This is a genomic window from Alteromonas sp. NFXS44 (assembly GCF_040148705.1).
Taxonomy (GTDB): Bacteria; Pseudomonadota; Gammaproteobacteria; order Enterobacterales; family Alteromonadaceae; genus Alteromonas.
The window spans coordinates 177328-203624 of sequence record NZ_JAGDEA010000011.1 but is presented as its reverse complement, the minus strand read 5'-3'; the positions used below and the strand labels follow the sequence as shown (position 1 = coordinate 203624).

Genomic DNA, 26297 nt, shown 5'->3' with positions numbered 1-26297 from the left:
TACCTGCTTGTTTTTCGGCTGTTTTTTTTAACATTAAATTTCTTTTTGGAAATCCTGCGTATAAGGGCAAATACTTACACTCTGTGCTTTTAGCAGATACACTGTGAAACAGAACAGATAAAAGGACATGACATTTTATGCAAACACTCCCGGCCTGGGCGCGGTGGTGCATGGAAAAACCGAAAACAGTCATTGCACTGTTTCTGCTGGCGTGCGTCATCACCGGTTTCGGAGCCGGTAATCTTTATTTCCGCGGAGACTATAAAGTTTTCTTTGAGCCTGATGATCCTCAGAAGCTGGCTTATGAAGAAATGCAGAATGTTTTCAGCAAAAGCGAAAATGTTACCTTCCTCATTTTGCCGGACAGTGAAAACGTCTATCAGCCGGAAACCTTCGAACTTATCCATGCCCTCACAGAGGATGCCTGGCATATCCCCATGTCTAACCGGGTGGAGTCACTGTCGAATTATCAGTATACCTTCGCCGATGAGGAAGGGCTGGTGGTGCAGGATCTTATCCGCAAAGGGCAAACGGATGAGGCCCATATCAGATGGGTGAGGGAAGTTATTGAACCCATCCAAAATTTACGCGGGCGGCTTATCTCCGACAACGAAGAGATGGCGGTAATCAATGTCACAATTCAGCTACCCGAAGGCGACCAGACTCCCAAGATAATGAAGATCGGGGCGTTCGCCAGAGAGTTAAAAGAGAAATATGAAACCGCCTACCCGGACCACAAAATTTATCTGTCCGGGATTGTGACAATGAATGACGCATTCGCGCTGACAGCGCAGGATGATGCGTCTACTCTGATCCCGCTTATGTTTATCATCATTGCGGTGATGATTGCATTGTTAACACGCTCAAAAGCAGCATCAGCAGTAGTGCTCGTGGTTGTTGGCGGCACGATTGTGATGACGATGGGAATTGCCGGCTGGTGGGGAATTTTTCTGAGCCCCTCTACGGTCAATGTGCCGACCATGGTCACAACGCTTGCTGTCGCTGATTGCCTACACATTATTGTGACTTACCGGCAAAAAATTCAGCAGGGTCTGGCGAAGGAGCAGGCACTGGCTGAAAGTATTGTGCTAAACCTCAAGGCGGTTTTACTTACCAGCGGTACCACAGCAATTGGCTTTTTAATGCTGAATTTTGCGGAAGTGCCTATTTTATCTCACCTTGGAAATTTAACCGCCGTCGGGGTTGTACTGGCCTGTATTTTGTCTTTGACCGTGCTGCCGGCTATGCTCACTTTACTGCCAGCCCCCCGCGTTAAAGAGCAAAATGGCGACGACACACAGGTTAAAAAACTGGGTGGATGGGTTATCAGCAATCACCGCCGAATTCTGCCTTATTCGGTCATTGTTCTCACTGTGTCGCTGCTGTTCTGCCTGAATAACCGCCTGAACGATGTGGCTGTGGAATACTTCGATTTATCATCACCGTTTCGTCAGTCCGTTGAAATCCAAAAGAAATATATGGGCGGCATGTCGAATATCGACTTTGCTGTTTATACCGGTGAGCCCTATGGCATCAATGACCCGGCGGTGATGAAAGAGGTGGATGCACTGGCCAAATGGTTGCGCACGCAGCCGGAGGTCAAACATGTGCTGAGTTTTGCTGACATCATCAAGCGCCTCAACATGAATATGCATGATGATGATCCGGCATATTTCACCTTACCGGAATCTAAAGACCTCGCTGCACAGTACCTGTTATTGTACGAAATGTCCTTGCCATATGGTCTCGATCTGAATAACCAGATAGATATCGACAAGTCCGGTGTTCGCATTATTGCCGTGCTGGAAAACCTCGGAAGTGAGGAGTTCACCGAATTTGAGGCGCGGACCAAACGGTGGTTTGGTAAACTGGCACCAGAATTGCGTCTGGAAGCGGCCAGCCCCGCTTTAATGTTCGCGCACATCGGTGCCAGAAACATGGAAAGCATGGTGTGGGGCTCAGTAGCTGCGCTGGTGGTGATTTCACTGTTGATCACTCTTGCACTGCGGTCCTGGCGGCTGGGAATAGTCAGCCTGATGGCTAACTTAATGCCGGCTGGTGTGGGCTTTGGAATATGGGGCATGATGTCCGGCGAAATCAATATGGCGCTGTCAGTAGAACTGAGTATGACCATGGGGATTATCGTCGACGACTCTGTGCATTTCCTGCTGAAATACCAGGCTGCAAGAAAAGATAATATGAACGTGCGGGATTCCGTGGAATACGCATTCCGCACCGTAGGCCGGGCCATGATCACCACAACAGTGGTGCTGGCTGCCGGCTTTGGTGTACTGCTGTTGTCTGATTTCCGCCTGAACTCAGACATGGGGTTAATGACAAACATTATCTTCATTGCAGCATTATTTATTGATTTACTCTTCCTGCCCTCATTCCTGATGTGGCTGGATAAAGATAAAAACAAAACAACGAGGGAAGCTACATGAGACAATTACGCAAGCTCTCTTTAGCGTCACTGGCACTGAGTGTGGTGCTGACGACTCCGGTTATTGCAGATGAAGCCTCTGAGAAAGAAGGCCTTCGTATTGCGACAGCGAGAAAAGATGTTAACCGTGGCTGGGAAAATACAGTTGCCAGTATTACCATGACCCTGCGCAATGCCCAGGGGCAGGAAGCCCAGCGGGAAATGCGGGTGAAAACGCTGGAAGTGCCTACCGACGGTGATAAGGCGCTGACAATATTTGATTCACCGCGGGATTTAAGCGGCACCGCATTTTTAAGCTTCAGTCATGTTGATGCACCGGACGAGCAGTGGATTTTTCTGCCGGCTGTGAAGCGTGTCCGCCGGATTTCAACCAGCAACAAATCCGGACCGTTTCTGGGCAGCGAATATGCCTTTGAAGACATGACGTCCTTTGAAATCCCTAAGTTCTCTTACGACTTACTCCGTGAAGACAAGTATCAGGGGGACGATGTCTACGTACTCGAACAGACCCCTATGGACGAATATTCGGGCTATTCGAAACAAATTTTATGGATTGATAAAGAACATTACCGGCCCCGTAAGGTTGAATTTTTCGACCGCAAGGGTGAAGCCCTTAAAGTACTCGAATTTGAAGATTACAAACTATTTGAGGGGGAGTTCTGGCGACCTCTGCGTAGTTTTATGTACAATCTGCAAACACAAAAATCTACCGAACTGGTTACACACAAACTGGAATTTGGCACAGAATTAGAGGAATCGGACTTTGACAGTAACAGTTTACGCCGGGCGCGCTAACCCCGTCAGACGTTTGTCACTTGTTGCCGCCGCACTGGGATTTTCTGCCGGTGCAATGGCTGACATGTCAGATATTGACATTAGTGGCTCAGCCGGTGTGGAAACCCGCTACTTTCTTCAGGATGCAGCGTATCCCGGGCAACCCCGCTCTCAGGCTTCCGTGTTTTTAGAACCTGAAATGTACACGGAATGGAACGACGGCATCGACAGTATTCTGTTTAAGCCGTTTGCCCGTCTGGACCAGGAAGATGAGCAACGTACACACTTTGATTTACGTGAATTAATGTGGATGCACGCAGCGGATAACTGGGAAACCCGTGTCGGTGTAAGCAAGGTATTCTGGGGACAAACGGAATCCATTCACCTGGTCGACATCATTAATCAGACTGACATGGTAGAAAACATCGACGGCGAAGATAAGCTTGGTCAGCCGATGATTAATCTCAACGTGTTTGGTGACTGGGGAACATTGTCCGGTTTTGTCTTGCCATATTTTCGTGAACGTACCTTCCCGGGTGAAGACGGCCGCTTACGTCCGCCTGTTGAAATTCGTGAAAATTCGGCGTTGTATGAATCTGATGATGAACAGAACCATGTGGATTTTGCACTGAGATGGCAACGTTCTCTGGGGGACTGGGAAATTGGCCTGTCTTATTTCGATGGTACAACCCGTGAACCTGAGTTGCTGCAGGCAACCGATGGAAACAGCACACCGTTTATTCAGCCTTACTATGCCCAAATTGAACAATACGGCGTGGATTTGCTGAAAGTGCAGGGCGCCTGGTTACTTAAGTTTGAAGGTATTTACCGCGCAGGGCAAAGTGAAGATTTTGCCGCCGCAGTGGCAGGCTTTGAGCGCACCTCAGTGGGTGTTTTCGGTACCTCTTATGATCTGGGTGTGCTGATGGAATATCAGTACGATGAGCGTGAAGATAATTTCTTCGCCACCGGTCAGAACGACCTGATGCTGGGATTACGCTGGGTCTGGAATGATATCGACGGTACAGAAATCTTATCCGGCTTCATTCAGGATTTGGATGAAAGCGATACCTACAGTGCTTTTGTTGAAGCTTCAAGCCGTATGACTGACAACTGGCGCTGGAAGATGGACGCTTACTTCTTTTCTTCCGATCAAACCGACGACACGTTTTACTACATGCGCCGTGACGACCACGTACAGGTAGCGCTGGAATATTATTTCTAAGGAAAGGAATTGCAGAGTATGAAAAAAGGAATAGTCACCGCCTTGCTGTTACCGGTGTTAAGTCTTGCAGGGCTTAGTTTCAACGCGCAGGCCACCGAAAGAATGTACGGTCTGGCGACGGTGGGTTATACCGATGCAGAATTTGGCGACACTGAAAATAAAGGCGTGGCGTACAGTCTTGCGTTGGGTCACCAGTTCAGCAGTAAATGGTATGTAGAAGCCGGCTACCAGAATTTACTGGATGAAGAAGGCAATACCGATGCGCTGAAAGCCCAGGGCCTTTATCTGGCGGTGCTGGGTAAAGCGGGCGGGCGTACCGGCGAGTTATACTACAAACTGGGCGTCATGAATGTTGACGTTCAGGGTTTGCAAAGCATTGAAACAGGCAGTTGCCAGGTCAGTGATATTGATTCAATCCCTGAAGGCTTTTGTGCTTACGATGATGGCATTATTGCTGGCATGGCCGGACTGGGCTTTGACTATCACGTCGGTCTGAACAGCATGCTGCGAATGGAAGCATTATACGTTCGTGGACAGGACGATTTCGCTGCCACCGTGCTGAACCTCGGTTTTCGCTACAACTTTAATTAGTCCCTTCGCTGTAAGTAAAAGTAATCCATCGGCGGCTGTTACCGTATGAATAGTATGACAGTTGCTGATGGAGTATCTCTCCGATGAAAAATGAACTGGAAAGTAAATTTCTGCTTCAGGTGTTCGATAAAATTCGCCAGAGCGGCGAGAAGAAAGACGATAAATATTTACTTAACGGCATTGTGGCATTCACTGACCATGATGGTTATACCTTGTTCATTGAAGATGCTAAGGTGAAGTTGCAATTCGGCTTTCACAATCAGTACCATTTTGATTATCCGTCTCAGGATGCTTACGATCAGTTTGAGAAAAAACTGAAAGAAATCGATAAGCAGTATTAGCCCGTTCTGACCGTTTAAGCAGACTCATCGGAGTTTTCCTGCTTTCTTTCGCCTGCCGGTATGCTGGCAGGCGACAAATGAGTACAATAAGCAGCAAATAATTATCCGGATGGTTTATTTTTGTCTGCTGCTATAAAACCCCCTGTTTTCAAATTTTCCTATCTCGGCCCTAAATATTGGGGCGTCTGGCTGGGTGCCGGCGTGCTTTATCTCTTATTGTGGCTTCCGTTTCCTGTGATCCGCATGCTTGGTGCCGGAACAGGAAAACTTATCGCCCGGCTGTTACCCAAGCGGGTCAATGTAGCCAGACGGAACCTGGCACTTATGTACCCTGAATTGTCAGCCGGTGAGCACTCAAGGTTGCTGGAAGAAAATATTCGTTGTACTGGCATGGCGCTGTTCGAAACCGGAATGGGCTGGTGGTGGCCGGCGTGGCGGATTAAGAAACACTTTACCGTTGAAGGTTACGAGCATGTCGAAGCGGCGCTGGCTCAGGGAAGGGGCGTATTTGGTATGGCGCTTCACAACATGAACCTGGAGTTTGCCTGTCGTGGATTGGGTTATACCCATCCTGCCATTGCGTTTTATCGTAAGCATGATAACCCGCTGATGGATTATCTTCAGTATCATGGCCGTGCACGCTCAAATAAATATATGATCCACAAACGTAATGCTAAAGCCCTGCTCGCAGCAATGGCTGAAAAAGAACTGTGTTTATATCTTCCTGATCAGGATTACGGCAGGGCGCAAAGTATTTTTGTTCCCTTTGGCGGAGTGAAAGATACGGCAACCACCACGGCAACCCTGATGTTCGTCAGAAGAACTGACAGTGTGCCGCTGATCATCACTTCGCAGTACACGCGGGATGGTTATAAAGTGAAATTTTATCCGCCTCTGGAAGCATTGCGTGAACTGGAAGATGTGCCTGCTCTGACATTGCTGAACCAGCACATTGAAAAAATTATCGCTGAACAGCCTGAAAGCTATTTGTGGGCGCACAAGCGATTTAAAACACGTCCTGATCCGGATGCTCCATCGCTTTACGACTGATGGCTAGTTAGTTGTTTAGTATGATTTTTTCCTTACTAAGTAGCCGTGAAGTCCATTTTCCGTCTATACTGAAACAGGAATAACATGCGCTGTCCGGATGTGTTGTATGGCCACTAAACAAAGACAATCAGATGCTGCCTTCTGGGCAAAACACATTGGCGTGGCGCTTGCCTCGCTGGTGGTTGCCGGTATTGTGGTTATGCTCTACGAGCAAAACAAATCATCAGCTCCGCAAAAACCTGAAGAGGAAAAGTCCATTTCACAGGGGCTCAGTGAGTTTTACCGTGAATACCGGATGACGGCCAGCGATCCTATCGAAGATCAGGAAAGCGACTTTGTGGTGGAACTGAACAACGAGGGCGGCAGCCTGGACAGTCAGTTGTCCGGTATGTCCAGCGAACTGAAACCGGCTAATAATCGCTGGGTCGGTGAACACAAGAACCGGAGCTTCAAGCCCGGCAATACCTTACGTGAAGCCATTACACGGTATGCCCAGCAGGAAGGGATGCAGGTTATCTGGGATCTGGACCAGGACTTTGTCATCAAGTATCACTTTCAGATTGATAACACCATTGTCGGTTCATTGTCAGACATTGCCAGTGCCATTGATTCAAACTTTGAAAGCGGAGTAGGCACGTATGTGTGCCCGCAACAACGTTCTCTGGTGGTAACTGAAGAAGTGACGCCCTTTCTGAAGAAAAACTGCAACGTTGTAAACTAACATGTCAGTTCAGAGCCGGAGATGCCCCTGGCCTGCAAAGGGCGCCCGCAGAAAGCTTCAGGCAAAGACTTCCTGCCAGATTTTCTGTACACCGGCTCTGATATCACTTAAATCCTCTTTTCCTGCATACCTGTGGTCCGCCAGCGTTAACTGGTGATATCTGTCACGCAAATCCAGATACGCTTCCTGAAGCTGACTGGCGGTATCCTCAGTGATTAATCCCGCTTTGCCGGTTTGTTCAATGATGCGAAGATTATCAGGAAAGTCCATCAGCCCCGGATGCTGTGTGGCATAGCCCAGTACCCAGAACTGAGCCATAAACTCTATATCCGTGATCCCGCCGCTGCATTGTTTAAGGTCGAGTCCTTCCGCATTATCTTTAAGCAGGTGCTCCCGCATTTTTACCCGCATCTCAGTGACGTCTTTTGCCAGAGAGCCTGTGTCTCTGGGTTTGGCGAGAATCGTTCTGCGGATATCTTCGAAAGACTCAATCACCGCCGCATCGCCGGTAATGGCTCTGGCTCTTACCAGTGCCTGATGTTCCCAGGTCCAGGCGTCCTCCTGCTGATATTTTCTGAATCCGTTAAGATGGCAGCTTAACAGGCCGGCATTGCCTGACGGACGTAGTCGCAGATCGGTTTCGTACAGTTGTCCGGAAAGGGTTTTAGTGTTCAGCAGGTGCATGATGCGCTGAGCCAGCTTAATATAAAACTGAGTGGCATCCAGCGTTCTCTTGCCGGTAGTGTGGCTGTCCTGCGGGGCGTTATGTAAAAACACTAAATCAAGATCGGAGCCGTAGCCCAGTTCAAACCCGCCAAGCTTGCCGTAGCCCACAATAGCAAAACCGGTTTCTCCTTCCTGCAGGTGAGACGGCGGGCCGTAACGCTCTGTGGTGTGCTGCCAGGCGCTGTTGAGAACACTCTCCAGTACGACTTCTGCCAGAGCCGTTAACTTGTCACTGACACTGGCTACCGGCAGAGATCCGCTGATATCACTGGCGGCAATGCGCAACTGCTGACAAAGCTTAAACTGACGCCATGTATCCATCAGCAGCTCTACGTCTTCAGGCTCAACACGCAGCAGGCTCTGGCGCAATTCGTCACGGTAAGTATCCAGGCTTTGCCGGTATCCCGTTTTTTGCTGTTGCAGATAAAGTGGCGTCAGCAGTTCGTCCAGCAGAAGAGGGAATCGTTGAATTTGTTCAGCAATCCAGTTACTGCGGTCACACAGTTTCATTAACTGGCGCAGTACATCGGGATTCTCCAGCAACAAATCCAGGTAAGTGGTACGCCCGGTAATCGCACTGATCACGTTCAGCACCCGCTGTAGCACGGTTATCATTTTTTCCGGCGCTTCTTCCGACAGAACATACAGGACTTCCGGCATCAGTTTGTTCAGCGTATCCCTGCCACGCTGTCCCAGCCGGGTATGAGTCAGTTTTTCTTTAAAATTGCTGAGGATTGAAAAAATAGTGCGGCCGTCTTCTCCGTCAAACCGTGGTGTGGTCAGTGCACAAAATTCGTCTTCTGTCAGTTCAAGATCCCAGGCGTCCCTGCAGCGCAGAAACACAGAGTCATCTGCGTCATGATTGTCTTCACTGCTGTCGATAAGCTCGCGGAAACGGGTATGAACGCCATGACACACCTTTTCCAGTTCCTGAAGAAAATCATCGTATGAGGAAAAGCCTGTCACTTCTGCGAGTACTGTCCGGCGGAATTCATCAGCCGGAAGGAGCTGAGTTTGCTCATCATTAATTTGCTGCAGGGTATGTTCGGTTTTCCGCAGGAAAAGATAATGACTGTACAGGGTTTCTATATCATCTTTTCCGGCCAGTGCTAATGCGGCGATAGCAGAGAGTGTTTCGTGTAACCCTTTAACCTGCAGGTCCGGCTCGCGGCCTCCGTGAATCAGCTGGAAGCTCTGGGCAAAGAATTCAATTTCCCTGATACCGCCGGCACCCAGTTTTATGTTGCCGGTAAGTTGTCTGCGGCGCTGTTCGCTGGCAATCAACCCCTTCATTTCCCGCAGTGACTCTATTGTCGTGAAATCCAGATACCGGCGGAAAGTAAAAGGTTTAAGAATACTTTCAACCTCAGTGCGGTAGGGTGATGGGGGATTCAGCACGCGGGCCTTAATCATGGCGAAGCGTTCCCAGTGCCGTCCCTGCTCCTGATAGTAATCTTCAAACGCGGCCATGTGCATAACCAGCGGTCCGCTGTCACCGAATGGTCTGAGGCGCATGTCTACCCGGAAGACCTGACCGTCCGGCGTGATTTTATTGAGAACATTAATGAGCTTCTGAGCAAGCTTAATGAAAAATTGCTGATGCTCCATAGTTCTTCGTCCGCCTGAGGTTTCGCCTTTTTCCGGATAAACGAAGATTAAATCGATATCTGACGAAAAATTCAGTTCTCTGCCGCCGAGTTTTCCCATACCTAAAATCAGCATGGGCTGCGGGCCTTCGCTCCCTTCAGGTGTGCCGAAACTACTACAATGAATGCTGTAAAGCGCGTCATAAGCACAAAGGATCAACGCGTCCGCCAGCGCGGATACCTGTTGTAAGGACGTTTCTATGGATTGCCGGTTCAGCAGATCCCGCCAGGCGATTCTGGCCATGTATTGATTACGGAAGCGGCGTAAAACGCGCATCATTCCGGCTTCATCAAGGTCGTTTAAAAGTGGCTTCAGGCTGTCACTGAAAGCTTCAGCGGTTACCGGAACCGGAGCGTCTGACAGGCAAAATTCAAGGTTTTCCACATCCTGCATACACTGACGAAAGATAAACTCACTGCAGCCCGTTGCCGCTATGACCTCTGCCTGATGTAACTGAATTTGCTCACCCAGAGAATGCCGTTCATTCAGAGCCTGCCAGCAAGCTGTTCCCTTTTCAGTGATAATCCTGTTTTTTACTTCCTTCGTAGGCATAATACATGTTTTCGTCAGAGTGAATGTGCACCGAGTCTGGCACAAGATGCACAGGGTCTCCAGTCCTGTTTAACGTTGAATACGGAGTTAATATTTCATGGATGCACTGGTAAAGCTGAACCCGCTGCCCCACGATTTATGGGTTTATCTGCTGATAGATTTTGGTCTGGCTTTATTGCTGTTAATGGTCATGAAATGGTTGTCCGGTGCGTTCCGCAAGCGCTCTGTAGTAGAAGAGCTGGGAGTGCAGGATAACTTCGCTTTCGGGATCAGCATGGCCGGCGGCATGTTGTCACTGTGTATCGTTGTTGGCTCAGTAGTGGGTCGTCATGTGGGGCAGGGATATCTGGAAGCAACAAAAGGGATGCTGATTTTTGGTTTAACCGGGGTATTACTGGTTAAATTCGGCCGTTATGCCCATGACAAAATTGTGCTGAATAAGCTGGATACCATGGACTTAATCGGAGAGCGTAGTGTCAGCGTTGCCCTTGTAGATGCTGCCAGTCTGATAGCCAGCGCCATTATTTTGCGCAGCATGATGTTGTGGGTGGATGGCAGCGATATGAACGCGATTATCGCCATTGTGACCGGCTTTACTGTGGTGCTGGCCTTATTGCTGATGATGACCAGGGTGTATGAAATCCGGTATGCACGGGATAATCAGAACGACTCATTTCAGGGGGCGCTGCGAAAAGGACAACTGGCACTGGCGGTGGAACATGCGGGCAACCTGTTAGGTATCGCCATGATTGTGTCGTCGGCAAGCCACCTGCTGACTTATCACCCGTCAGGCTATGTCAGTAATATCACCGGCTGGCTGGCCACCGGTGTGGTACTGTCCCTCGCATTACTGGTGCTGGTCACCATTAGTAAGAAGTTATTGCTGTTTGGCCTGAACTACCGCCAGGAAGTGGATCAGCAGCATAATATCGGCGTGGCCTGTCTTGAGTTAACGCTCAGTATCGGGATTGCACTCATTGTGAACGGTGTGCTGGCGTTTCTGGATTAAGCTCAGCACGTTTTGAATTGCGAAGTGCGGTCCGGGAAGTCGCCGGGAAGTGCTTTTTTACCGTCAAGCAGGGCGGTTTTCTGCCTTTTACTGAGCTGCTTAAGCCAGTATTCCGCTTTCATCGCCGCAGATTTGTCTGTGGCAGATACCACCATCCGGAACACCAGTGGCGCTTTGCCTTTAAGCGCCTTTGCGCCACCTTGAATTTCTCCTCTGTGCTGACGGATCCGTCTGGCCGGGTCTGTTGTGACACCGGTATAGAATTGTCCCAGGCGGTTTTCCACCATATACACATACCATGACGATGCCTGTGTCTGCTCTTTTACTTTGATGGCTGGTATACTCTGCTGCAACTTTGAAGATAGTCAGAAAAAACATGATTCTACCAGACTTTAGCACAACCCGTATTTTGATTGCCGGCGATATCATGCTTGACCGCTACTGGACTGGCGGAACCGCTCGTATTTCGCCGGAAGCGCCGGTGCCTGTGGTTAACGTAAACAGCACAGAAGACCGGCCGGGCGGGGCAGCTAATGTGGCAATTAATGCTGCAACACTGGGGGCAAAGGTGACGCTGCTGGGCTTGTGCGGCAATGATGATAATGCCGGTATACTCGAACAGCGTCTGTCATTGCATGGTATTTCCCATAAGCTGGTGCGCTGTGAAGGTTACGATACCATTACGAAATTACGGGTGATGAGCCGGAATCAGCAGCTGTTAAGACTGGATTTCGAAAAGAGCTTTGCAGAAGCTGACAAAGCAGCACTGACTCAGGCATTTTATGATGCGCTTCCTGAGCACGACCTGGTCGTATTATCAGACTATGCAAAAGGCTGTCTGACTGATGCTCAGGCATTTATTCAGGCTGCAAAAGAAGCCGGTAAGCAGGTCATAATCGACCCTAAAGGTAATGATTTCAGCCGCTATGCAGGCGCCACGTTAATTACACCTAACCGTGCAGAACTTGAAGCGGTGGAAGGCAAAGCAGACAGTGAAGAAGTCTTAGCTGCTCAGGTTGAGTCCTTAAGAGACAGCTTGTCTCTGGAGTCTGTGTTGCTGACCCGTTCAGAGCAGGGCATGACCTTGTTTAAAAAGGGCGACAGTCCGTTTCATCTGCCGGCAAAAGCCAAAGAAGTGTATGACGTTACCGGTGCCGGCGACACGGTGGTATCTGTACTTGCCGTATCAATGGCGGCAGGCAGCAGTATGGCTGATGCCTGTGTGCTGGCGAATCTGGCTGCCAGTATTGTGGTTGGTAAATCAGGTACATCAACCGTATCGACTACAGAACTTGCGGTGGCGCTGGGAGAGCAGGCCAGCCATCTTGATGGTGGTGTGATGACTGAAGAGCAATTGCGACTGGCGATGAAGCAATCCCGTCACCGTGGTGAGAGAATTGTCATGACGAACGGTTGTTTCGATATTCTGCATGCAGGTCATGTGAGCTATCTGCAAGCCGCTGCAAAATTAGGTGATCGTCTGATTGTGGCAGTAAATGATGATGCTTCTGTCAGCCGTCTTAAAGGGCCCGGACGCCCTGTTAACAATGTAAGCCGGCGTATGGCTGTGCTTGCCGGGCTCGCAGCGGTAGACTGGGTCGTGCCGTTCAGTGAAGATACGCCGCAGCGCCTGATAGCCGGCCTGCTACCGGATATCCTGGTGAAAGGTGGCGACTACAAAGTGGAAGAGATTGCCGGCGGCAAAGAAGTCATGGAAAACGGCGGCGAGGTGCGGGTATTGCACTTTGAAGAAGGTGTATCTACCACCGGAATCATCAGCCAGATCGTCAGCGGGCAACAATAAGCTCTTTTATTCGCCAATTTGTCCGGTTAAGGCATGGCGGTTAACTCTGCTTTACGATACCCTTGATGCACACAAGAAGTGGTTTTCAGTATCAGCGGTATAATACATGTACGAAAGTTTTTATGGACTTGATTCCAAGCCGTTCCAGCTAACGCCGGATCCGGCTTTTTTCTTCGCCAGTAAATGGCACAAGCGGGCGATGTCATACCTGCAATACGGGTTGTCCCAGGCGGAAGGATTTATCGTTATCACCGGAGACATCGGTACGGGTAAAACCACTATCGCAAACAGTCTGCTGGCTGAAATTGAAGACGATATTGTTGCTGCACAAATTGTGACACCAAAACTGACACCGGATGAACTGGTGAAGATGGTTGCATCTAAGTTCGGTATCAATGTGGCCGGCCTCACCAAAGCCGATATTCTTAAAGAGCTGGAAACGTTTCTGTTTGATTTAAGCAAGCAGGGTCGTCGTGCGCTGTTACTGGTGGATGAAGCGCAAAATCTGCCGCTGGAAACCATCGAAGAGCTGCGTATGCTGTCGAATTTCCAGCAGTTCGGAAAACCGTTACTGCAAAGCTTCCTGCTTGGTCAGGAAGAGCTTCAGCCAATTCTGCGCGCACCGAATATGGAGCAGTTCCGTCAACGTATCGTGGCCTCCTGCCACCTGGCACCGTTGATGGAAGAAGAAACAAAACGTTACATCGAGTACCGCATGCACCATGCGGGCTGGAATGGTGAGTCTTTATTTTCAGACGAAGCCTTTTCCCGTATCCATCAGTTTACCCGCGGTGTACCACGCAAAATTAACACCCTGATGGACCGTATACTGTTGTTCGGATTCCTTGAGGAACTGGAAACGCTTGACGAAGAAGCGGTAAATACTGTCATCGACGAAGTTAAAGATGAAATGTTTGTGCCGGATGCGCCGGTGATGGACGATGAGTCTGACGATATCGACGAAGATATGGATTTATCTGAAGTGGTTGCCAGTCTGAAAAAGAAAGGTCCTCATCAGAAGCTGGTGACGCCAAAAGGCAAAGAAGTGCAGGATGCTGAGTATTATAAGGCCATGCTGGCTGAGCTGGTAGATGCACTGGATGACGCTATCGCGCACAAGGTAAAATTGACTCAGTACATTGATAAAATGCTGAAGAAAAAATACCAGACGTATGCCCGGCTTAAAGAGGAAGATGAAGACTGAGGATCCTGAGGAGCCCCGTTTTCTTCTTCACACAAACGTGAAAGACAAACAAAAAAACGCCGCTGTGAAGCGGCGTTTTTATTTGAATTTAACCGGCATGGACTTTATTCAAAGTCGTAGCGGATAGTCACACTGATGCGGCGTTCGTTGTAGTCAGCACCATAAGCGCTGGTAGCCAGAGAGCCTGAACGTGTGACGTAACCAGTTTCCACATCACCACTGAAGTAACGGCTGAATGTACGGCGTAGGCCAACAGACGCGAACCACTGTTCGCTGTCACGGTCGGTACCGTTATTCATTTGTTCAGTGACACCGTAGCGCAGGTTGCCCAGTAAGCTCGAGTGACGGCTTAACTGATAGCTGCTGCTAAGGTTAGCAGAGTAGGTTTTACGTTGTTGATCAAAGTCGAGGTATTCGTCATCTGCGTATTGCAGATTAAGTACGATGGTACCGCGACGACCCTGGATACCAAATTCACCGTTTGCAGCTTTTCTCAGGAAAATCGCATTAGATAACTCAAGCCCCGTCGTAATAAACTGCAGGAATTGCTCATCGTCTCCCAGCGTGTAATCCAGTGAAGAGGGTTGGAAACAGGCATCTGCCGTGAAATCTCCGGTAGGGCAAACAAACACGCCCAGAGACTGCGGCGTGGCAATCAACTGACTGAATGATGTGACTTGCTCAGAATAATTAACAGCACCACGGATCTTGCGGGTATTGTAGGTAATACCGGCACTGGCTGAACGGCCATAGAACCGGCGTCCGATTGAAGCCTGAACACTGGTGCGCGGTGTCAGTGCCCATGCGGCGTCAACGCCCACAAAGACATCGCCGTCATCCCGTTCTACGTCTGAGTCTACTTTGTTCGCAGTCACAGAGATATAACGGCCGGCAGCTTCACGGTAGGTAATACCCACACCGTAACTTTTAAATTCCCGTTCATTAGAGAATTCATCGGTACGGGCTACAAGCTCATTGGCATCGTAGCTGGCGGTGACCCGGATACCCCAATCGTTATAAAGCATGCTATCCAGTGCACCGGTGGCGTATTTGCCGATATAGTCACCGTTGCCCGACTCTTCTGAACGTTCCAGCTTGGTGTATGTGCTGTTCAGGTTCCAGAAGTAATTTTGAGCATTGTCACCATTCATCAGGTAAAGGGAACCTGCTGCAGAGTCGTTATTCAGCCCGATATTAGGACGAAACTCGGATTCTTCAGCATTGGTTTTTGCATAGACCAGCGAACCACCGCCGGCTATCCAGTCACCTTCAGGAATGGTCAGGTAGGCGCCATAATTCTGAGTTTCTACTTTCGCCAGCGATTCCGCATTTAAAAAATAATCAGAAATCAGGAAATCACCACCGGAGCCATCAATGTAGCTCTGGTTTCCTGACGCGCGGAAGCTCAGAATGTGGTCTATCGCCTGCCAGTTTGCGTTATAAGAAAATTCTGAGAAGGTATCTTTACGGGCAACATCTTCAGAGTCACGTTCAAGGTGAGTGACACTGCCAATAACCGTACCGGAGAAGGTGCGGGAATCGTATCTTAAAATACCTTCAGGCTTCACAGTGAAAGTCACTAATTCTTCATTACGAACATCAGAGTGACGATTTTGAAGAATGGTAGAACCTTCTACAGAAGCAGACGCATTAAGCCCCTGAGCGTGCGACAAATGCGTCATAAGCAACAAAGCTACCGGCGTTAAAGCCGGTAACCATTTTTTGTTTGAACGCTGTGCATTGCGCATACTAAGAATCTTGCCTTTCTGCGTAGTAGTATCCATAGTAACCGGTTCCTTCCGGATCGTTATGGACCGACTTGTTAACCACAAAGCCGATTGCCATGTCCGGGTTTAATCGTTCTACCGCATGACGTACGTCATTAAGCTTTGATTTACCTTCCTCGACTACCACAACAGCTTGTCCGGCAAAATTAGCCAGTACCGCTGTTTCAGTGATACCAATTAAGGGAGGTGTATCAAAAATAACGATACGGTCAGGATAGCGGTTAGCAAATTCATTCACAGTTTCAGCCATTTTCTGGCTGGCCAGTAATTCGGTAGTCAGATGGTGAGATTTACCCGCCGGGATGATTTTAAGTTTATCCAGGTTGGTAGGGTAGAGTACATCTGAGATGTCTTCTACTTCACCGGTGAGATATTCCATCAGTCCTTTGCGGCGTTTGAGTCCCAGCGTATTTAATACGTTAGGCTTGAGCACATCGGCATCTACCAGCAGAACGGTTTTATCCTGTTCTGCAGCGATACTCATCGCAAGGTTACAGGCGGTAAAAGTTTTACCTTCTGACGGACGACCACTGGTCACCATGATGATATTGCTGTTATTCAGCGTTGAAGAGATCGGGCCGAAAGCATTGTTAATCAGCTTACGTTTTATTTCCCGGTACTCTTCGTTTATTTGTTTACGAACACCATTAATCGAAATGTGGCCATTTTGTTCAAGCCTTTCGATATCAAGTGTGAACGGCTCCAGCTGTGTGGGTGCGCCGTCGTGCTGACTTGCGACAGACGAACGGGCAGCAACCTGGCCGGGACGTTGTGCAGTGGTCTGAGGCTCAGCAGTTGCCTGCTGAGCAGCGAGTTCTGCTTGTTTTTTCTGGGCTTCACGCTGACGTTGAAGCGCCTTTTCAATAGTACTGCTCATTATAAAACACCCTGCAGTAGATCGATGTTAAGCAATTCTGCGCCAACCAGTACACCGTAAATTAATACCAGCACACCCGACGACAGCAGGAATATTGCCATTCGCATACGGTTAGTCTTGCGAATCTTATCAATATTCAGATGCGTGACTGTACCCCATACCGGGTAATCAGTAATCTGCTGTAGCTGAGATGCACGGATAAGCAATGGTGACAGCTGACTGAGCAGGAATGCCAGAGCAACACCCAATCCAAAGCTTACTAATAAAACCAGCGTGTAATAGATGATGCGGTACGGGCCGGAAGGCTCGTTAGGTTTCAACGGCGGCTCAATAATTCTGAACTGTAATTCCTCGGCAGATACATCCGCACGTCTGGACAGGTCCGCAGATTCACGGCGGGCCAGCAGTTCTTCATATTTACCCTTGGTAATATCGTAATCACGGTTTAGTGCCGCTGATTCTGCTTCGATTTGCGGAACCAGGTCGATTTTAGACTCAAGAGAAGCAATACGGCGTTGTAAATCCTGTTCTTTCACATTTAATGCTGCGATAGAACTTTGATGACGGCTGATCTCAAGTTTGATTTCCTGATTCAGGTCGCTCATCGGAACGTCATCACCTTCGCCGTCACCGGCGTTAAGAAACTCATCAATTTCTTTTTGACGGGCTTCTTCCAGATTAGCCAGCAGCGCTTTTGATTCAATCACGTCGGGGTGTTGATCAGTAAAGCGTAGCTGTAAATCATCCAGACGTTCTTCCAGCGCTTTGATCCGTTCGTCGTAACGGGTACGCAACACGGAATCAGTTTGATTCGTTACACCAAAGCTGTCACCGGCACTTTTGGCCTTTGATAACTGATTTTGTAAGGATTCAACCTGTTGTGTCGTCTGCTTAATCTGAAGGCGGGTGGCTTCCAGCTCATTACTCAATGTCTGCAGTGTTGAGTAGAAAGTGCCCTGTAAAGGAAGAATATTATTGTACTGTCGTTTAAATCCGGCCAGTCGCTGTTCGGCTTCTGACAATCTGGATTCGTACTCTGCAATCTGTTCATCGAGGAAACGGTTAGCTGTATCGGTATCACGACGGTTGTTACCTAACGCGCCTTCTACGAACAGGTTCAGTGTTTCCTGCACCACGGTTTGCGCCATGGCCGGATTCTTATTTTCATAAGAAATGGTGAAAATATTGTCTCTGCCGGTTGAACGTAACTGGATTTGTTGAGTCAGACCATTAACCATGTTATCAAAATCCTGGTCAGTGGTCGTCGTCAGATCTAAATCACTTTCACGGGCAATGGTTTCAACGTTTGAGCGGCTCAGTAGTGTCTTTGCCATCATCTGGATTTCCTGATCCGGGTTGGATTGGATCGCCAGACCTTTAAGCAAAGGCTGAAGTACTGAACGGGTATCAACGAACACAACCGCCTGGGAGCGGTATACATCCGGCAATAGTGCTACATACGCGAAACCTATTGGACAGAGTATCCAGGTACACACAATGATGAGACGCTTTTTAACCCAAATTCCCTTTAAATAGTCACTCAGCTGACCAAGGGTGCGCTGTAAATCCTGCATTTAATGTCCCAACTACTTTTTACAACTAGAACCAGGCTTCTGGAATGATTACGATGTCGCCTGGCAGAATGTCGACATTCTTAGTGATGTCGCCATTACGGATTAGCGCGTCGATGTTCACGTCATACGTTGTCTGACGGCCATCTACAACACGAACCAACTTGGCATCATTGCCGTCAGCAAATTCTGTCAGTCCACCCACTGCAATCATCAGATCCAGTAGTGTCATGTTTTCTGTGTAGCTGATCGCGCGCGGGTTAGTTGCTTCACCGATAACGCGAACCTGTTCGCTTAACGGACCGGCAAAGTTATTAACGCTAACGGTTACACGGGGGTTGTTAATAAAGGTAGAGAGTTGCTCTTCAAGCTCGCGGGCAAGCATAGAAGGCGTTTTACCGGCTACATCAACATCTTCAACCAGTGAAGTTGTCACTTTACCGTCCGGACGAACGATAAACTGACCAGAAATTTCAGGGTTACGCCAAACAAAAATGGTGAGCGAATCGCCCGGGCCAATGAGATACTGATAATCGTTCACATTGGTTGTCATTGATGGGTGGGCCGTTGCCTCCGGCAACGATGAGTGACTTGTGCATCCAGAAAGGGCTGTCATTGCGCCGACAACCGTCAAACTTAAAACGTGTTTAGACCAGTACATGAGAGTTCATCCTACACTCGATATGATTAATTTTTTTGCCTTAATGTAATTTACCCTACGGCAAATACCACTATAATGCCAACATCTTATGTAGTCTATTACAATAATAACCTTTATCATGAACAAAGATGTTGCAGTATCAGGGGGCCAAGGGTGGCGATAAATAAGCACAACCAGAGTAAACGATCAAATATACTTGTAGTGACCGAAGCTCTGCTCGTGGCGTATATGGCATACATTACGCAGTTCATTTTGGTTCAGATCGGTGTCAGTGAAACAGTCAGTATTGAAAAGCTGGTTGTGAATGTGGGAATGCTGACCGTTTGCATACTCGTTTGCTCACTGTCTGTGGGCCTTTACGAAGCTAAGCTCAGAGAGACTTTCCGCGGTATCATCCGGCGCATATTTGTCAGTGTCGGCTTAAGTTATTTCCTGGTAGAGGTGGTCAGCAGAGCGCTGTTCGACGAACTCACCATGCACTCCTATTTTCTTCCGGCCGCTGTTGCCAGCATCATTATTACGCTGGTGATTTTCCGCTATTTTACAAATCGCCTTGGCTTACTCGGACTAGGCAAAGTGCGCATTGTGGTATTAGGAGCCGGTGAACGGGCTTCTATTATTGAAAAGCGTATGCGCCGGGATGTTGACCGTATCGGATTCGATCTCATGGGATTCATTCCCATACCCGGTGATAACCGTGAAGATGGTATTAAGAAAGAAAAAATTATTCATGTGAAGGTAGACGAAAACTTCCAGCAGTTCATTGCCGAGAATGAAATAGAAGAGATTGTCATCGCCTGCGATCAGCGCCGGGGTACACTGCCCATTGATGTGCTTTTCGAATGCCGTTTGCGTGGTATAGAAGTCACAGACCTGCTCGACTTCATGGAGCGCGAGACCGGCCAGATTGTGGTCAACCTGATGTATCCGAGCTGGGTCATTTACTCCAATGGCTTTCATAGTCAGAACTACCTTCGTGATGCTATTGATTACCTGCTTAACGCGTTTCTTGCCTCCTTTGTATTCTTCTTTACCTGGCCATTCATGTTAATTACCGCCACCATCATCTGGCTGGATGATGGCCGCCGGACCGGCGCTTCGGTGTTCTACAAGCAGGAACGTGTAGGGCTGAATGGTAAGTTGTTTAAAATTATTAAGTTCAGAAGTATGCGGCCTGACGCCGAGAAAGATGGCGCGAAGTGGGCCAGTAAAAATGACGACCGGGTGACCCGGATTGGTCACTTCATCCGTAAGTACCGGGTTGACGAGCTGCCGCAACTGTTCAATGTGTTTAAAGGTGAGATGGCTTTCATCGGTCCGCGCCCTGAACGTCCTGAATTTGTTGAAAAACTTGTTCGTGAAGTACCGTATTATAATCAGCGTCATAACGTTAAGCCGGGCCTGGCAGGCTGGGCGCAGTTAAACTATCCATATGGTGCAAGCGTCGAAGATTCTATGGAAAAACTGAAATTCGACCTTTACTATGTGAAACACCAAAGTTTGCTGCTGGATATCCTTATCCTAATCAGAACTGTAGAAATTGTGTTGTTCGGCAAAGGCAGATAACACGCCGGTTTTGTGAAGAAACAGGGATGTTGTATTCATATCAGGATGTAGAACATGAAAGAAAAGGCGGGAATGTCAGGTTTCTTGCAGTCACACCCGGCAAGATTTGTTTTCTTTGCGTTAAGTGCGCTGACAGTATTGTGGGCAGTGGTCAATTATCCGGTCATGATCACTTTGTGGCGGCATGGCTTTGACGATGGTACTTATTCCCACGCGTATCTGATCCCGTTTATTTTTCTTTATTTATTGTATGTGCTCGCCAACAAAGGTGAGCTTACACCCCGCCAGGCCGTTTTCTGGCCTGCTGTCGTTTCTTTTATTGTCTTATTTATTGCTTACTACTTCTCCATTGCCGCGCAATTGAGCCTTGCGGTGTGGGTATTGTCGCTGGCCTTACTGGCAAACAGTTTCTGGTTACTGGTTCCGTTCACTGCAGGGCTGGCTTATACAGTAGCTTTCCTGTTATTTATGTACCCGTTGTGGGGCGCACTGCAGTTCGTGCTCCAACATCTTTCCGTGTTTGCTGTGATGAAAATCATGGGGTTCACCGGTATTCCTACTTATGTGGAAAATACTTCGGTATTGATCCCCGAAGGAACGTTTGTTATCGCCGGTGGCTGTAGTGGTTTGCGTTACTTCATTGTGTCTCTGGCTATCGGTTCTTTATTTGTGTTTCTCAATCTGAGGAATAAAGTTTCAATTGCTAAGTTCATGACGCTGGCTATTGTCGGTGCACTGATAACCAACTGGATCCGAATCGTTGCGCTGATACTCATTGGTCATTTTTCTGATATGCAAAGTGAACTGATGCGGGACCATAATAACTTTGGCTGGTATATCTACGCGCCGTTTATCATTCTTCTCTTCTGGTATGGTGAAAAACTGGTGAAAAAGGAGCCCGCCGCAGAAAGGCATTCTCCTGAGCAGGGTACGGGGCGTTTTGCTTTACGTAAACCCGTAGTTGTTACCTCTGTATGTTTCCTGATTTTGAGCTCTGCGGCTTTACAGCTGACCTTACATGCTGATCCCGCACCGCTTGGCCAGACTTGCAAAGGTTTGTCTGCTATTGATGCTGAGGTTGCTCCGGTTCTTCCGTATAAAGGAGCAGTGTGTGTTAAAGAACAGCGTTCTCAGGGATACGCATTTGATACGCTGAGTATTTTGTTCGACGGGTCAGATCTTGACGGTAAGCCTACACAATATCAGGTGAAGTCAGCACCTGTAGAATGGCAGGAAATAAACCGGATAACCGATGGCAGCTGGACTATTCAACTGGTCAGTGACGGACGGCATCTGCATTTATTTGCCCACAGTTTTATTGCACCCGGCGGCAAAGTGGCTTCCGAAGGTGAAATGAAAAAATTACGTATTGAAAATGCACTCAGGGGGGAGCGCCGCTCCGGCCTGCTATGGGCCCATACTGTCTGTGACAGTAACTGCAATACTCTGACTCGGAAGTGGCAGCTGATTGCAGACGCATTTGAATATCAAAAATACTGACAGCTATGCAACTGCGCGTTATTGATACACCGGAGGAGGCTTTCAATGTAAAGCCACTCTGGCAGGATTTGTATCAGCGGGCAGAGAATGCACATATTTTCCTCAGTCCTGCGTGGAATCTCACCTGGCTCGACACTTACCGGCACCTGATATCACGGTTACAGTTCCTTTGTGTTTTCCATAGCGATGGTCAAATGATCGCTGTTCTGCCCTTGTATGAACGTAAAGGCGAGCCCTTCCGTTTACGATTTACCGGCACCGGTGAGCCTGAGGAAAGCGAAGTTTTCAGTGAATATCACGATGTGCTGGTATGCAGAGAGCATGTTGATACTGTCACGGCTATTCTTATCGAAGCCATAAAATCAACCGGCAAAGGGCTGGTGCTTAATAACGTAAAACATGATGCTCTGTTGTTGCGGTTAGCCGACGAAGCTTATCCGCCGTCCCTTGTTGATAATACAGTGGCACAGAAACGTTACTTCATGAACCTTGAAGATGACGGTTTAGCCGGAACAAAGCTCAAAAAGAAGGCAAAGCGCTACTATAACCTGTTTACCCGCTTAGGTGGTCAGTTGCATATATGCAGCGATCCGGCGTCGCTGGATGCGTTCTATTCTGTGCTCACAGATTTACACCGGTTGCGCTGGGAAGGGGAGCAGCACAACACCATTTTTGATGATGTATATTTCAACCGCTTTCATCAGTCTCTGGCCGTGCAACTGCTGAAGCAGGGTACTTTACTGCTGGCTTATGCCGAAGTCGGCGGAAAGCCTGTGAGTGCATTTTACGGCATGAAGTCCGGTAATTCTGTTTACTTCTATCAGGGCGGTATTGATAGCGGATTCAGCCCGAATATATCGCCCGGCACCCTTATTCATTATTTAATGGCAGAATATGCCGCAGGGCAGGGGATAAAGGGATATGACTTTCTTAGCAGCGGTGTTAAACAAAGCTATAAACAGTCGCTGACAGAGTTTTCTGAACCCGTTTACAGTATGACTGCTTATGCATCAGGATGGCAGAAGCTGGTAATAAAGGCTTTGGCATTCGCCTCCGGCGTTGCCCGTAAAGCCGGATTGCGTTAACACAATCCAACTCACCGTATTGAAAGCGCGCTGAGGAAGCCCTGCGCGCAATTTTCCCATGTGTACTCTGACACAGAATGACGCAAGGCAGCGTTATCCCAGTCTTTCTCCAGCGCTTTTTGCATAGCATCAGCCAGCGTTGAAGCATTGAGCTCCTGCACCAGGATGCCGTTTTCTCCGTCACGGACAATTTCAGGGATCCCGCCTACTGCGGTGGCAACAGGTGGCACGCCTGCCGCCAGGGATTCCATGATGACATTAGGCACCCCTTCACGGTAACTTGGCAATACAAGGGCTCTCGCGTTCGCCAGAAGAGCCGGAATATCGTCGTGCAGAACAGCACCATGAAAAGTAACGATATCATCAAGGTTATTGCTGCTGATTTGTGCTTTAAGCTTATCGCTCTCAGGCCCTTTACCGACAATATCAAGGGTAAAATCAAGACCTCTGGCTTTCAGGAGAGTTGCGGCACCGGCCAGTTCATACACCCCTTTTGTCGTCAGCAGGTTGCCTATAAACAGGAACGACTTACTGTGGGTTGTGGCATCACTCAAGGTGAATTTATCGAAGCTGACGCCGTTGTAAACCACGTTGCAGCGGGTAGACGCCGTAGCCAGAGGAACGATTTTCCCGGCAAGATCGCGACTGACCGTTATCACTTCATCTGCACGGTCAAATGCACGCAGCATCTGTTTTTGTCTGGCAGAGTGCCGGAAGTGATAATTGATATCTGTGCCCACGCAATGAATGGCGACTTTACGATTTCCCCATTTTTTGAACAGGCTGGCGATGACGCCTTCAGGATATGCCCAACTGGCAACGATATGTTTTGCCCTTATCAGTCTGACAAGGGGATATACACATAAGAGCATGGACAGGAACAGGGTCAATGCGTAGGTACGCCGTCCAAAGCCGGGCAGAAAGAAAAAAGGAAACAGAGTGGCTTCTGAGTTTTTCAGTTTACCTTTCAAAAGCTGCCGGAACCACACAGGAGCCGGCACCGGTGTCAGTACATCCACATCGCAGTGCATTCTTAACGCTGATACGATTTGCTTATTGTAAGCGGCCCGCGCCGGCTCCCAGGGGAGTGGGTACAGATTGGTAAAATAAACAATGTGTTCTTTCTGCATGGATTAACTGACTGTGTTCAAATAAGTTCGGGATACCTGTTCTATAGAATAGGACTCTTCCACGAGTTGTTTACCGTTTCTGGCGAGCATTTGCCATTGTTCAGGACTGGAGGCCATGGTTTTCATGACTTCGCTGAGAGCGGCTGTGTCGTCTTTACTGAAAAGGCAAAAATGATAGCGTTTATCGAGATTCGGTATTTCACCTACCGATGTTGAAATGGCTGGCTTTCCTCTTGCCAGCGCTTCAATAAGGGCCATTGGAAGCCCTTCAGTGGTTGAATTGATCACCAGACAATCCACATGCCGGTATATCTCATCTTCATCCAGAACATTTCCATGCAGAACAACACGATGTTGTAAATTGTGTTTTGCCACAGCAGCTTCCACCGCCGGCCTTTCCGGTCCGTCACCAAATAAATGTAATTCAGATTGCGGTATATCAGCCTGTGCAAATGCGGTGACCACTTTATCAATCTGCTTCAGGGGAACCATCCGGGCAACACAAGCAAACTTAAACGGTGTAGCAGGTGCGGTAATGTCGCCCTTGCTTAATAATACACCATTAGGAATAACGTCTGTTCTGGCGGGTTCCCAGTTATAGCGCTGTTTTACGCTTAGTTTAACTTTCTCTGATACAGCGAAGTCTTTATTTATATAAAGCGCTGCAAGCCAGTGACTGAGGCGCATACCCTTTTGATCCGGGGAGTCTTCACCGTGATGGGTGTACAAGACTTTTTTACCCATAAGAAAAGGGAAAACAGGCATAAAGGCGCGGATCACAGCCGGAGAGTGAATATGTATCACATCGAATCCTTTCAGGATCCGGACCGTTCTGACCAGCCGGCGGATAATGCTCTCATTATTATTAATTACGCGGATCCCACGGCTTTCCAGCACTGACTGAAAAGGCTCTGCCGGTTTGCCAAAGCTCAGTGCAGCCACTTTATAACCGAGAGCGTGCTGACACGTTAATAAATTAACCGCGCACTTTTCTGCGCCGCCGACCTGAAGGCTGCTCACGCAATGAAGGATTCTGGGGTTTGTCATGGCTATATCCGCTTTGCGTAGGTCAGCATTTTCTTAAGTGCTTCGTCATCCATCATATATTCAATGGGGAAACGACAGAGGTCATAGCGGTTCTTTGCCAGATTTACATTGACGCCGGGATGAAAGTTGAAGGCGATTTCATATCCGTTATCTTTAAGCGCCTCAATTACGCAATCGTTGTAGGTGTTCTTGCTGCCAACGGGATAACTGAATGCTTTTACCGGTTTTCCTAGTTTTTCTTCCAGAATTGCTTTGGAGTGACTGAGCTCAAACAGCATCTGATCGTCACTGAGTTTGGCGAGTATGTCATGACTGTGAGAATGGGCGCCGATATCCATACCATTATTACTTAACTTAATGACATCATCCCAGGACATAAACTCTGCATCCGGATAAGGGGAGGGCATACCGACAAAATCTTCCAGCTCTTTAATTTGTTCGCCAATAGGGGCAGCGCAGCGCTTAATCTGATTCAGAATTAACCGGATAAAGATTTGCGGGTTAGTTTTGAACTCAACCGTCTCTTCCCAGCCGGGTAGTTTGATTTTCTGAATATGTGAGCGCTGAATAAGATACGCGACTTTATCCCACCAGGGGAGTTCGTTATTTTCAATGAGTCCGGTGGCAATAAAGAATACGGCAGGAATATTCAGCGACTTCAGAATAGGGTAAGCCAGCTCAAAATTATCTTTGTAGCCGTCGTCGAATGTAACCAGTAAGTAACGTTTGTCCGGTTTTGGACTGGTTGATATTAACTGGTTTAATTCCGCCAGGCTGATGATTGTGAAACACTCCTGCAAAAAACTCAGGTGTTTATGCAGGTTCTCAGCGGAGCAGGAGTATACATTCGGATCGAGTTTGCTGGTCGTCATATCGCCGATACGGTGTAAGTTAAGTACATATACACCGTCCGGCAGGTGTTTCCAGCGAAAAGCTGAAACACCTATCATAGACTCAAGCTTGGATTGTATCCGTTTCGCGAGCAC

Annotated in this window: 22 protein-coding genes; 13 read left to right on the top strand and 9 right to left on the bottom strand. The window is 48.4% G+C overall.

The annotated features are described in order from the left end of the window. Positions 1–170 precede the first annotated feature (170 nt). The 7 genes from J3369_RS14695 to J3369_RS14665 all read left to right on the top strand — a co-directional run bounded on the left by J3369_RS14695 (position 171) and on the right by J3369_RS14665 (position 7145). Positions 171–2444, top strand: coding sequence for an efflux RND transporter permease subunit (locus J3369_RS14695; protein WP_349588184.1), 2274 nt, complete (start codon positions 171–173; stop codon positions 2442–2444). Further along, positions 2441–3238, top strand: a complete 798-nt coding sequence (locus J3369_RS14690) for an outer membrane lipoprotein-sorting protein (RefSeq protein WP_303572986.1) — start codon at positions 2441–2443, stop codon at positions 3236–3238. The genes J3369_RS14695 and J3369_RS14690 overlap by 4 nt, the downstream gene beginning before the upstream one ends. Beyond that, complete coding sequence (locus J3369_RS14685) at positions 3207–4442, top strand: hypothetical protein (protein WP_349588180.1); 1236 nt, start codon at positions 3207–3209, stop codon at positions 4440–4442. Before J3369_RS14690 ends, J3369_RS14685 begins: the two co-directional genes overlap by 32 nt. An 18-nt stretch (positions 4443–4460) precedes the next feature. Next, positions 4461–5033 (top strand): outer membrane beta-barrel protein, encoded by a 573-nt coding sequence (locus J3369_RS14680; protein WP_349588177.1) that lies wholly within the window; start codon positions 4461–4463, stop codon positions 5031–5033. 83 nt (positions 5034–5116) lie between these two features. After that, on the top strand, positions 5117–5374 hold the full coding sequence (locus J3369_RS14675; protein ID WP_303572988.1) for a DUF3081 domain-containing protein: 258 nt from the start codon (positions 5117–5119) through the stop codon (positions 5372–5374). A 120-nt stretch (positions 5375–5494) separates the two neighbouring features. Beyond that, positions 5495–6424 carry an LpxL/LpxP family Kdo(2)-lipid IV(A) lauroyl/palmitoleoyl acyltransferase gene (gene lpxL / locus J3369_RS14670; protein WP_349588174.1) on the top strand — a complete coding sequence of 310 codons (930 nt, stop codon included), beginning with the start codon at positions 5495–5497 and terminating at the stop codon, positions 6422–6424. Positions 6425–6530: 106 nt separating this feature from the next. Continuing rightward, complete coding sequence (locus tag J3369_RS14665) at positions 6531–7145, top strand: TcpQ domain-containing protein (protein WP_349588171.1); 615 nt, start codon at positions 6531–6533, stop codon at positions 7143–7145. Between the two features lie 57 nt (positions 7146–7202). Here J3369_RS14665 and glnE read toward each other — a convergent pair whose 3' ends face one another. Beyond that, positions 7203–10070, bottom strand: coding sequence for a bifunctional [glutamate--ammonia ligase]-adenylyl-L-tyrosine phosphorylase/[glutamate--ammonia-ligase] adenylyltransferase (glnE, locus tag J3369_RS14660; protein ID WP_349588168.1), 2868 nt, complete (start codon positions 10068–10070; stop codon positions 7203–7205). 97 nt (positions 10071–10167) lie between these two features. Between glnE and J3369_RS14655 the strand changes: the two genes are divergently transcribed. Beyond that, entirely contained in the window at positions 10168–11079 is a 912-nt protein-coding gene (locus tag J3369_RS14655) for a DUF350 domain-containing protein (RefSeq protein WP_119502065.1), read from the top strand. A 2-nt stretch (positions 11080–11081) separates the two neighbouring features. Here J3369_RS14655 and J3369_RS14650 read toward each other — a convergent pair whose 3' ends face one another. Continuing rightward, complete coding sequence (locus tag J3369_RS14650; protein WP_303572992.1) at positions 11082–11432, bottom strand: GIY-YIG nuclease family protein; 351 nt, start codon at positions 11430–11432, stop codon at positions 11082–11084. 23 nt (positions 11433–11455) lie between these two features. On the opposite strand from J3369_RS14650, the gene hldE reads away from it, so the two are divergent. Next, complete coding sequence (gene hldE / locus J3369_RS14645; protein WP_349588165.1) at positions 11456–12883, top strand: bifunctional D-glycero-beta-D-manno-heptose-7-phosphate kinase/D-glycero-beta-D-manno-heptose 1-phosphate adenylyltransferase HldE; 1428 nt, start codon at positions 11456–11458, stop codon at positions 12881–12883. Between the two features lie 106 nt (positions 12884–12989). Further along, entirely contained in the window at positions 12990–14087 is a 1098-nt protein-coding gene (locus J3369_RS14640; protein ID WP_119502062.1) for an XrtA/PEP-CTERM system-associated ATPase, read from the top strand. 104 nt (positions 14088–14191) lie between these two features. Here J3369_RS14640 and J3369_RS14635 read toward each other — a convergent pair whose 3' ends face one another. From J3369_RS14635 to J3369_RS14620, 4 genes are read right to left on the bottom strand one after another with little or no spacing between them, the layout of a single operon-like run. Beyond that, positions 14192–15871 (bottom strand): TIGR03016 family PEP-CTERM system-associated outer membrane protein, encoded by a 1680-nt coding sequence (locus J3369_RS14635; protein WP_349588162.1) that lies wholly within the window; start codon positions 15869–15871, stop codon positions 14192–14194. After that, the gene (locus J3369_RS14630; RefSeq protein WP_303572996.1) at positions 15837–16751 is read right to left on the bottom strand and encodes an XrtA-associated tyrosine autokinase; all 915 of its coding nucleotides are present in this window, start codon (positions 16749–16751) and stop codon (positions 15837–15839) included. The genes J3369_RS14635 and J3369_RS14630 overlap by 35 nt, the downstream gene beginning before the upstream one ends. Then, positions 16751–18325 carry an XrtA system polysaccharide chain length determinant gene (locus tag J3369_RS14625; protein ID WP_349588159.1) on the bottom strand — a complete coding sequence of 525 codons (1575 nt, stop codon included), beginning with the start codon at positions 18323–18325 and terminating at the stop codon, positions 16751–16753. The genes J3369_RS14630 and J3369_RS14625 overlap by 1 nt, the downstream gene beginning before the upstream one ends. 25 nt (positions 18326–18350) lie before the next feature. Beyond that, the gene (locus J3369_RS14620) at positions 18351–18938 is read right to left on the bottom strand and encodes an XrtA/PEP-CTERM system exopolysaccharide export protein (RefSeq protein ID WP_442858431.1); all 588 of its coding nucleotides are present in this window, start codon (positions 18936–18938) and stop codon (positions 18351–18353) included. Between the two features lie 198 nt (positions 18939–19136). Between J3369_RS14620 and J3369_RS14615 the strand changes: the two genes are divergently transcribed. The 3 genes from J3369_RS14615 to J3369_RS14605 are packed head-to-tail and all read left to right on the top strand — an operon-like array spanning position 19137 to position 23134. After that, positions 19137–20549, top strand: a complete 1413-nt coding sequence (locus J3369_RS14615) for a TIGR03013 family XrtA/PEP-CTERM system glycosyltransferase (RefSeq protein ID WP_349588157.1) — start codon at positions 19137–19139, stop codon at positions 20547–20549. A gap of 54 nt (positions 20550–20603) precedes the next feature. Continuing rightward, positions 20604–22049: an exosortase gene (xrt, locus tag J3369_RS14610; RefSeq protein WP_349588154.1), complete on the top strand. Its 1446-nt coding sequence runs from the start codon at positions 20604–20606 to the stop codon at positions 22047–22049. Between the two features lie 5 nt (positions 22050–22054). Beyond that, a complete protein-coding gene (locus tag J3369_RS14605; protein WP_349588151.1) occupies positions 22055–23134 on the top strand; it encodes a GNAT family N-acetyltransferase in 1080 nt (359 codons plus the stop codon). Between the two features lie 11 nt (positions 23135–23145). Here J3369_RS14605 and J3369_RS14600 read toward each other — a convergent pair whose 3' ends face one another. Genes J3369_RS14600 through J3369_RS14590 form a run of 3 tightly spaced genes read right to left on the bottom strand, consistent with a single transcriptional unit; the run spans position 23146 to position 26297 of the window. Then, positions 23146–24264: a glycosyltransferase gene (locus J3369_RS14600; protein ID WP_349588148.1), complete on the bottom strand. Its 1119-nt coding sequence runs from the start codon at positions 24262–24264 to the stop codon at positions 23146–23148. A 3-nt stretch (positions 24265–24267) separates the two neighbouring features. Beyond that, entirely contained in the window at positions 24268–25311 is a 1044-nt protein-coding gene (locus J3369_RS14595) for a glycosyltransferase family 4 protein (protein WP_349588146.1), read from the bottom strand. A 2-nt stretch (positions 25312–25313) separates the two neighbouring features. After that, positions 25314–26297 (bottom strand): polysaccharide deacetylase family protein, encoded by a 984-nt coding sequence (locus tag J3369_RS14590; protein ID WP_349588144.1) that lies wholly within the window; start codon positions 26295–26297, stop codon positions 25314–25316.

Coding starts and splice junctions, on each gene's coding strand:
- J3369_RS14695 (WP_349588184.1), top strand. CDS start 171: ATGGAAAAACCGAAAACAGTCATTGCACTGTTTCTGCTGGCGTGCGTC.
- J3369_RS14690 (WP_303572986.1), top strand. CDS start 2,441: ATGAGACAATTACGCAAGCTCTCTTTAGCGTCACTGGCACTGAGTGTG.
- J3369_RS14680 (WP_349588177.1), top strand. CDS start 4,461: ATGAAAAAAGGAATAGTCACCGCCTTGCTGTTACCGGTGTTAAGTCTT.
- J3369_RS14675 (WP_303572988.1), top strand. CDS start 5,117: ATGAAAAATGAACTGGAAAGTAAATTTCTGCTTCAGGTGTTCGATAAA.
- J3369_RS14665 (WP_349588171.1), top strand. CDS start 6,531: ATGGCCACTAAACAAAGACAATCAGATGCTGCCTTCTGGGCAAAACAC.
- glnE (WP_349588168.1), bottom strand. CDS start 10,070: ATGCCTACGAAGGAAGTAAAAAACAGGATTATCACTGAAAAGGGAACA.
- J3369_RS14655 (WP_119502065.1), top strand. CDS start 10,168: ATGGATGCACTGGTAAAGCTGAACCCGCTGCCCCACGATTTATGGGTT.
- hldE (WP_349588165.1), top strand. CDS start 11,456: ATGATTCTACCAGACTTTAGCACAACCCGTATTTTGATTGCCGGCGAT.
- J3369_RS14640 (WP_119502062.1), top strand. CDS start 12,990: ATGTACGAAAGTTTTTATGGACTTGATTCCAAGCCGTTCCAGCTAACG.
- J3369_RS14635 (WP_349588162.1), bottom strand. CDS start 15,871: ATGGATACTACTACGCAGAAAGGCAAGATTCTTAGTATGCGCAATGCA.
- J3369_RS14630 (WP_303572996.1), bottom strand. CDS start 16,751: ATGAGCAGTACTATTGAAAAGGCGCTTCAACGTCAGCGTGAAGCCCAG.
- J3369_RS14625 (WP_349588159.1), bottom strand. CDS start 18,325: ATGCAGGATTTACAGCGCACCCTTGGTCAGCTGAGTGACTATTTAAAG.
- J3369_RS14620 (WP_442858431.1), bottom strand. CDS start 18,938: ATGACAGCCCTTTCTGGATGCACAAGTCACTCATCGTTGCCGGAGGCA.
- xrt (WP_349588154.1), top strand. CDS start 20,604: ATGAAAGAAAAGGCGGGAATGTCAGGTTTCTTGCAGTCACACCCGGCA.
- J3369_RS14605 (WP_349588151.1), top strand. CDS start 22,055: ATGCAACTGCGCGTTATTGATACACCGGAGGAGGCTTTCAATGTAAAG.
- J3369_RS14600 (WP_349588148.1), bottom strand. CDS start 24,264: ATGCAGAAAGAACACATTGTTTATTTTACCAATCTGTACCCACTCCCC.
- J3369_RS14595 (WP_349588146.1), bottom strand. CDS start 25,311: ATGACAAACCCCAGAATCCTTCATTGCGTGAGCAGCCTTCAGGTCGGC.